Origin of the sequence: Pseudomonas sp. GM49, from assembly GCF_000282355.1 — a bacterium.
GTDB lineage: Bacteria > Pseudomonadota > Gammaproteobacteria > Pseudomonadales > Pseudomonadaceae > Aquipseudomonas.
This window is the reverse complement of the sequence record NZ_AKJL01000045.1, coordinates 21,420-29,136: the sequence shown is the minus strand read 5'-3', so window position 1 is coordinate 29,136 and position 7,717 is coordinate 21,420. Positions and strand designations below refer to the sequence as shown.

Here is a 7,717-nt window from a genome sequence, read left to right as displayed (position 1 = left end):
GGCGAACGTTAGCGGCTGCACCCGTTGAGCGCTGGCCGAATAGCCCAAGATGTCTGATTCCGGGCTGCTACAATCAATCGGCGTGCCGCCGCGGTGCTGTCGCAGGGGGCCAGTCGCCACAAAGTTTGACCCCTTCTTTTCCGCATGTTTTTCGGCATCCATTCACGTATTCACGGAGTTTGGAGGTTAAACATGTCGACTGATTCTTGCGCTGCCAGCCGAGGATATTATCGGGTCAAGGAAACTGATCGTCGATCCTTAACCGTTTTACTGGGCGTCGGGGCAGCCTTCCTGATGCTGGCGGGTAACGCTCAGGCGCAGCAGGTGGCGATCCCTACAACCGCCAGCGAAGTTCCCGGCCCGGCGAGCGGCACCGCCATGACCACGGCCTATGTGCAATCGGTGGGGCGCATGGCCTACCTGTGGGGCTGGCCGCTGGTCAACATGGCCAACCGCGGCAACGCTTTTTCGAAGGCCCCCGAACCCGGCTTACTGGGTGGCGTGATACCGATCGCATTCAACCGGAACGCAATGTTGACCGGGTACGTCAGCCCGGACCAAACCTTCATCGCTTGCCCCAACCAGGATGTCGCGTACGGCGCCGGCTTCATGACGCTGGACAAAGAGCCCATCGTCTTCCAGGTCCCGGATTTTGGTGATCGTTTCTGGGTCTACGCTCACTATGACGCGCGCACCGACGAATTTTCCGAGATCGGTAAGGCCTACGACACCAAACCCGGCTTCTACATGATGGTCGGCCCAAACTGGAAGGGCGAAACTCCAGCCGGCATTACGGCAGTGGTGCGCTCCTCCACGTCGCTGGCCTTTGTCGTTCCGCGTATCTTCATCGATGACAGCGCTGAGGACCAAAAAGCCGTCCAGCCGGTGATCAGCCAGATCGTCTACTACCCGTTGTCGGAGTTCGACGGCAAGATGAAGTCCAAGGACTGGAGCAAGCTACCGCATTTCCCCACGCCGAAGGCCACCGGCAAAGGGGAGGCCTCGTGGGTGAACCCGGAAACCTTCTTCGACGAACTACCTGCGGTGATGAAAAGCGTGCCGCCGCTGCCAGGCGAGGAAGCCCTCTATAACTGGATCGGCAGTGTGCTGGATGCAGCCGCCAAGGACCCGAAAATCATGCAGACGCTCAAGGCAACCGCTGTCGGGGCTGAGCACGAGATGATTTCGCCGTTCCTGCGGTGGAGCAACAACGGTCGTGCCGCCGGCAATGGTTGGAATTCGCCCGTGAACGATGCCCAATGGGGAACCGACTACCTCAACCGGACCGCCACCGCCAAGTCGAACATGTACGACAACCGCCCGGAAGAGACGAAATATATCTACACGGACAACGATAGCCAGGGCAAGCAACTCAACGGAAACAACACCTATGCCGTCACCTTTGGCAAGGGCCAGCTGCCACCGGTCAAGGGCTTCTGGTCGCTCACGCTATACAACGACGTCCACCTGTTTCATCCCAACGCGCTAAAGCGCAATTCGCTGGGCACGAAGAACAAGAATCTCAAATACAACACGGACGGGTCGCTGACGCTCTATGCCGGCGCCAGGACGCCCGGCAAGGACAAGGAAAGTAATTGGCTGCCGGCCCCCAGCGGCCCATTCTCGCTCTACATCCGTGCCTATTGGGCCGACAAAGCCATACTCGACGGCACGTGGCAGCCACCGGTCATCGCGACGGTGAAGTGATCAAACGGCAGAGGACGCAACCATGAATCCAAAGAACTTGATCGCCGCTGCGCTCGTGAGCGCGTTAGTAATGAGCGAATTGGCAACGCAGGCCTCCGCTCAGGAAGCCAGCTTCAATAAACTCGCCGACCTGCCGTTCACGCAAGGCCGACCCACGAAGGAGGCCGCGCAGATACTACGCGACGAACTGCTTTTTCAACGGGCGACGCAGACGTATCTCTGGGCGCTGCCTTTGATCAACACCCTCGGCATGCAGGTGGGCTCGGAAAAGACATTCGGCGCCGGCTACAACGTCTTGCCGATCTGGAAGCGCAGACTTGACGCCAAGACCCTGGTGACGACCCCCAACTCCGATGTCCTCTACGCGATGAGCTACATCGACTTGGGAAGGGATGGACCGCTGGTGATGGAAGCGCCGCCTGAGTTGCAAGGCATCCTGCTGGATGTCTGGCAGCGTCCCATCCCGGTCGATGGTGGCAAGTTCTTCGGTGACGTTGGTTTGTTTGGACCGGATGAGGGAAAGGGCGGCAAGTTTCTCCTCTTGCCACCCGGTTACAAGGGCGAAGTGCCGGAGGGCTATTACGTGTACCGCTCTGCCACAAACAATGTCTTTGTCTTTCTGCGCGGGTTCTATAAAGACCCGAAGAATCTGACGCCGGCGGTTACGCATCTTGAACAGACAAAGATATATCCACTGAACGGCGCGGCCGGGGCGAAACCGATGACATACCCCGATGCCTCCGGCGTCCCGGTCAACATGCTGCCGAGCAGCGACGGCAATGCCTTCGATCAACTCAAGCTGCTTGTGGACAGTGAAGGCGCCAACCTCGCCGGTCCCGATTGGCTCGGCATGCTGGCGGCGATCGGCATCGTCAAGGGGCAACCGTTCAATCCTGATGCGCGAACACGCGAGATCCTCGATCGGTCCGCCAGGACCGGCTACGAAATGAGCCGTGTCATTGGCTTTTCAGACAAGGCGAATGGTCTCTCGTATAGAGTCTATCCAGACCGCCAGTGGCTTAATCCTTTCGCCGACGGCACTCCCGCGAATCCGGGCGGGTCGAAGAATGACAGTTGGGAAAATGTCGCCGGAGCATATCCGTACCTGGCCCTCGATGCCCGAATCTGGATGTTCACCAACTACTACTCGATAAGCCCGGGAATGATGTCCCAAACCCCAGGCAAGGGTGCCAAATATATGATCAGTTTCACCGACAGCGGGGGCACGCCCTTGTCGGGTGACACCAGCTATCACCTGAGCCTGCCGGCCAACATTCCTGCCGCCTTGTTCTGGTCGGTGACGCTTTACGATGCCGCAAATGCTTCCGGTCTCGACAACGGCCAGCCGTTCCCCTCGCTCGGTTCGCGTGACAAGCCGGTGCAGAACGCCGACGGCAGCACCGACCTCTACCTCGGACCAAAAGTACCCGAAGGCAAGAAAGCCAACTGGCTCGCCACTGTGCCAGGCAAAGGTTATTTCGCCATCATCCGACTCTACGGCCCGAAGGAACCCGCCATCGATAAGAGCTGGAAGCCCGGTGACATCGAGAAGGTGAAGTGACGTTGGCCTGCCGATGTCGGGAGGTAAACATAATGCGGATGAGATCACCAACGAGGGAGGCTTTAAGCAGAGACCGTTGACCGGCAGCTTTTGGCCGGTATCTGCCTGTCAGCTAGATTGAAATGATCGTTGATCCAGGATCAGACACCGCGACGGCGATCAGACCGCCGTCACGGCGTTAGTGCTCAACCGCGAATGAACGCCAACAAATCGGCGTTGATCTGATCCGCGTTGGTAGTCGGCATACCGTGAGGAAAGCCTGGGTACGTCTTGAGCGTGGAATGCTTCAATAGTTTGGCCGAGAGCGGCGCAGAGTCGGCAATCGGCACAATCTGATCATCCTCTCCGTGCATGACCAGTGTTGGCACCTGAATCGTCTTCAGATCTTCGGTGAAGTCGGTCTCGGAAAACGCTTTGATGCAGTCGTAATGAGCTTTTGCACCGCCCATCATGCCTTGACGCCACCAGTTGTCGATTACGCCTTGCGAAACCTTGGCCCCGGGTCGATTGAAACCGTAGAACGGCCCCGATGGCACGTCCAAGTAAAACTGTGCGCGGCTGGCGGCCAGAGCCGAACGGAATCCGTCGAACACTTCCAGAGGTAAACCGCCGGGGTTCTTCTGTGACTTGACCATGATTGGGGGAACCGCGCTGATAAGTACGGCCTTGGCAACGCGTCCCGGTTTGGCTCGAGCGGCGTAGCGCGCTACTTCACCCCCTCCGGTCGAATGGCCGACATGGATCGCACCTTTAAGGTCGAGCGCATCGGTCAGCTCGATGACGTCAGCGGTATAGGTGTCCATATCGTTGCCCATCCACGTTTGGGTCGAGCGCCCGTGACCGCGGCGGTCGTGCGCGATCACCCGATAGCCTTTGAGCAAGAAAAACATCATCTGGTTGTCCCAGTCGTCCGCGCTCAATGGCCAGCCGTGGTGAAACACGATGGGCGTCGCGTCTTTCGGACCCCAATCCTTGAAGTAAATCCGGGTGCCGTCTTTGGTCGTAATGGAGTTCATGGTGTGCATCTCCTTGTGATCTGGTTTGTGTTGGGTTGTAGAGGGCTTGTTAGCGGCCTGCGTCAACCCGGAAAAACTGGAAAGCGGAACCAGCAAGCTGGCGGCCACTACTGCTGAACTTGTCAGTATGGCCCGACGCTGGAGATCTATTTCCTGATTGGAGTCTTTCATTGGCGGTCTCTCGATCTGTTTTGTTGCTCAGGGAGATTCACGCCTCCACCCATCCTCTACACCCCCCGTGTGAGCGGGCTGACTTGGCTTGGACGCAGGCGCAAACCCAACAAGCGATCAGTAGTCCCAGAAGGCCGCTACCCAGCGAAAAGCGTCACCGTCCACCGCCACCCGGCCAACGGAGGGGAACGGCAGGGGAGTAGCCACGAACAGCTCACCGCTCGCCGCCGCCTCTTGCATAAGGCGGACACGGACGCGAATCGATTCTTCAGGGTCATGTTCAAAGCCGTTATGCCAGTCGGGGTGTTCGAAGGCGACCGGGAACAGGGCGTCGCCTGCGAAGGTCAACCGCTCACCACCGGACGTCACGTAGACCACGCTGTGCCCTGGGGTGTGGCCGCCGGTGAGCTTGACGACCACGCCTGGTGCCACCTCGTACTCATCCTCGAACGTGCGCACCTTGCTGCGGTATTCGTTAATGAACTGATGGGCCGTTGCCCGCAGCACGTCCGGCACCGGCGACGGCATGGCGGTGAGGGAGAAATCGGGCGACTCCCAGAAAGCGACCTCGGTGGCTGAAACGTGGATACGAAGATCCGGACGCAGTTGGCTCTTCACTTCATCGACAAGCAGCCCGCCAATATGGTCCATGTGCATGTGGGTGATCACCACGTCGGTCACGGACGCAAGATCGATACCGGCGGCCTTCAGTCGTTTGGGGAACTGCCCGGCCCGCGGAAATCCAGGGAATTGCCCGCCCAGTCCAGCGTCGACGAGGATGAGCTTGTCGCCACTGCGCACCACCAGTACGTTCAGCGCCCAATCAAACGCGTCCGGTCCCAGGAACATGTCCTTGAACCAGGCCGCGCGGGCGGCTGGGTCGGCATTGGTGGACATCGTCTCGGTCGGCAGAGGCAGCACCCCATCGCTGACCACCAGCACGTCAATCTCGCCGATCCGCAGCGCATAGCGTGAAGGAACCAGCTCCTCGGAGCTCATGTTCGACTCCAGCTGACTGTTGCTTTTCTGATGCGTTCCATCCTTTTGGGTGAGGTAGTTCAGATGCTGTGTCATGGTCGTTCTCCTATTGCTTGGGTCAAGAACTTCAGGCGAAAGCCGCTCTCGGCGCGAGAGCGACGGATTTCCTCGAGGGGTACAGCGATGCCCGGCGGAGCTCGCGGTGCTGGCACGAGCGACACGTTCAGGCAGGGTCTTCAGGCCACCGGAATCATCGGGTCTGCTGCTGCCAGGGCGGTGGCCCGATCAGCTGCAGGCGGGTAGATCCACAGGGTGTTGATCTGCGTCTTGAGCTCTTTGGCCGGTTCTTTCACCAGCTTGAGCTGGCGATCCCAGCCTTCGGTAAATACCGCGCCCCAGGCACCCAGATCGAGGCAGGTCACGTACTTGGGCTGGCGGTAGGGGGTGGGCGCAACACCCAGCAGGTCCGCAGCGACGTTGTTCCCGGCGTGACGGCCTAGAGAGATCGCATGCTGGCAGGACATTGCTGCGAAGTTGCCGAGGTCGTCGGTGGCGGCATAGGCGACGTCTCCAGCCGCGTAGACATGCTCCTGGCCAAGCACCTTCAGGTTCTCATCGACGTGCAAGCGTCCCTGAGCATCACGAACGCTGGACATCTGTCCGGTGAGCGGGCTCGCGCGAAAGCCGACAGTCCAGATCACGGTATGGCTTTCAATGCGACGACCATCGGCGAGGGTAGCGCCGTTGGCATCTACCGCAGCCACACTGGTGTCGAGCACCCATTCGATACCCAGGTGTTCAGAGGCCTCGACGATCGACGGGCGAATTTCATCCCCCATGGCAGCTGCGATCCGAGTACCCCGGTCGACGATGATCACGCGGATGTCCTGATCGTCACCGAGTATTGACCGCAGGCGTGCCGGCATCTCGGTGCCGGTCTCGATGCCGGTAAAACCTCCACCTGCAACGACTACAGTGTTGCGGGCAATGCTGACGGGGCGGTTTTTAAGGGATTTCAGGTGGCTCTCCAGACGCACCGCCGATTCGATCTGATCAACATCAAAGGCATGGGAGCCGAGACCTGGCACTGCCGGGCGGGATAATTGGCTGCCAGCCGCCAGTACCAGACGGTCGTAGGTCAACGTGCACCAACGGCCAGCCTCATCGCGGTAGCCAACGGTCCTTGCCAGTTCATCAATGTGCTCGGCGGTGCCTTTGATGAAACGCACACCTACCGAGTCGAACAACCCGTCCAGGGGAGCGAACATTTTGTGTACGTCGCTTTCATAGAAACGGGGACGTATGCGCAATTGCGCCTGGGGCGCCAGCAGTGTGATTTCCACGTCGCTACGACTGTGCTTGTCCAGTAGGCGGGCGGCGCTCAATGCACTCCATACACCACCGAACCCCGCACCAATAACCAGAATATGCTGTTTCATCAGTTGTTCCTCAAAAAAGGTTTTCAATGTTCTTGAAGTTGTTCTTCAAGTTTGGTGGAGCGATACACAGGCGTCGAAAGTTAAGGCATCTATGTTGAGTTCAGGAGGTCGCCCGCTGTGGATTTATGTTATTTCCGGATTCTTTCCGGCGCACTTCTACATCGGTTCAGAAAATCCATACGTCAGTGGTATGGGGATATACGAAGGTTTGTATTGGATGCAAAAGAGGGCGTTCAGAGTGCTTTCAGTTTTGCTGGAGGAGGGCTGTTTCGATGAAGCTCAGAAGCTTCTTGGTTTCACAAGGTTTAGGCAGGCAGGCAATCGGCGCAGACATATTGGTGCCAAGGGAGGGGACGGCTTCAGGGTAAGCGGTGATGAATAGAGTGGGAATGTGAAAGCCCATCGCGACGAGCTGCTTATGAAGCTCCAAACCGCTCATTCCCGGCATCTGGATATCGGAAACAAGGCAATGTGTCTGAGCGGGGTCATTCGTGTTGAGAAACGCCAGAGCACTGCAATAAGTTTTAACTTTGTAACCAGCGGATCGCAACAAACTTTCAAGCGCTGTCCGAACCGAGTCATCATCATCGACGATTGCGATAGTCATTGAGTTGCGTATTTGCGTATCTTGCTTCATGTGGGGCGCTCGTGACATCTTCTGCCGTTACTACAACATACGCCAACTTATAAGGCATAGAAGTATACCAATGTATGATCTGCTAAGACCAAAGTGTAGATGTTCTACTTGAGCGTTCAATGAAATCACCCAGGTGAGTCTTGTGCTACGGAGTCGCGATTCATTTTAGAAAAATCGCGTGTCCGGTTTTGCAAGAGATCCGGGTATA

Annotated in this window: 6 protein-coding genes; 2 read left to right on the top strand and 4 right to left on the bottom strand. The window is 58.0% G+C overall.

The genetic code is table 11. The features are described from left to right. Positions 1-192: 192 nt before the first annotated feature. Together PMI29_RS24640 and PMI29_RS24645 are read left to right on the top strand one after the other, a co-directional pair. Entirely contained in the window at positions 193-1,707 is a 1,515-nt protein-coding gene (locus PMI29_RS24640; protein WP_007994694.1) for a DUF1254 domain-containing protein, read from the top strand. A 22-nt stretch (positions 1,708-1,729) separates the two neighbouring features. Beyond that, positions 1,730-3,268 carry a DUF1254 domain-containing protein gene (locus tag PMI29_RS24645; protein WP_007994692.1) on the top strand — a complete coding sequence of 513 codons (1,539 nt, stop codon included), beginning with the start codon at positions 1,730-1,732 and terminating at the stop codon, positions 3,266-3,268. Between the two features lie 185 nt (positions 3,269-3,453). Here the strand turns inward: PMI29_RS24645 and PMI29_RS24650 are convergent, their stop codons facing one another. From PMI29_RS24650 to PMI29_RS24665, 4 genes are all read right to left on the bottom strand, one after another. Next, complete coding sequence (locus tag PMI29_RS24650) at positions 3,454-4,284, bottom strand: alpha/beta fold hydrolase (protein WP_007994690.1); 831 nt, start codon at positions 4,282-4,284, stop codon at positions 3,454-3,456. Positions 4,285-4,572: 288 nt separating this feature from the next. After that, positions 4,573-5,529, bottom strand: coding sequence for an MBL fold metallo-hydrolase (locus PMI29_RS24655; protein WP_007994687.1), 957 nt, complete (start codon positions 5,527-5,529; stop codon positions 4,573-4,575). Positions 5,530-5,669: 140 nt separating this feature from the next. Then, positions 5,670-6,872 (bottom strand): NAD(P)/FAD-dependent oxidoreductase, encoded by a 1,203-nt coding sequence (locus tag PMI29_RS24660; protein WP_007994685.1) that lies wholly within the window; start codon positions 6,870-6,872, stop codon positions 5,670-5,672. Between the two features lie 244 nt (positions 6,873-7,116). Beyond that, on the bottom strand, positions 7,117-7,509 hold the full coding sequence (locus PMI29_RS24665; RefSeq protein WP_007994683.1) for a response regulator transcription factor: 393 nt from the start codon (positions 7,507-7,509) through the stop codon (positions 7,117-7,119). Positions 7,510-7,717: the final 208 nt, after the last annotated feature.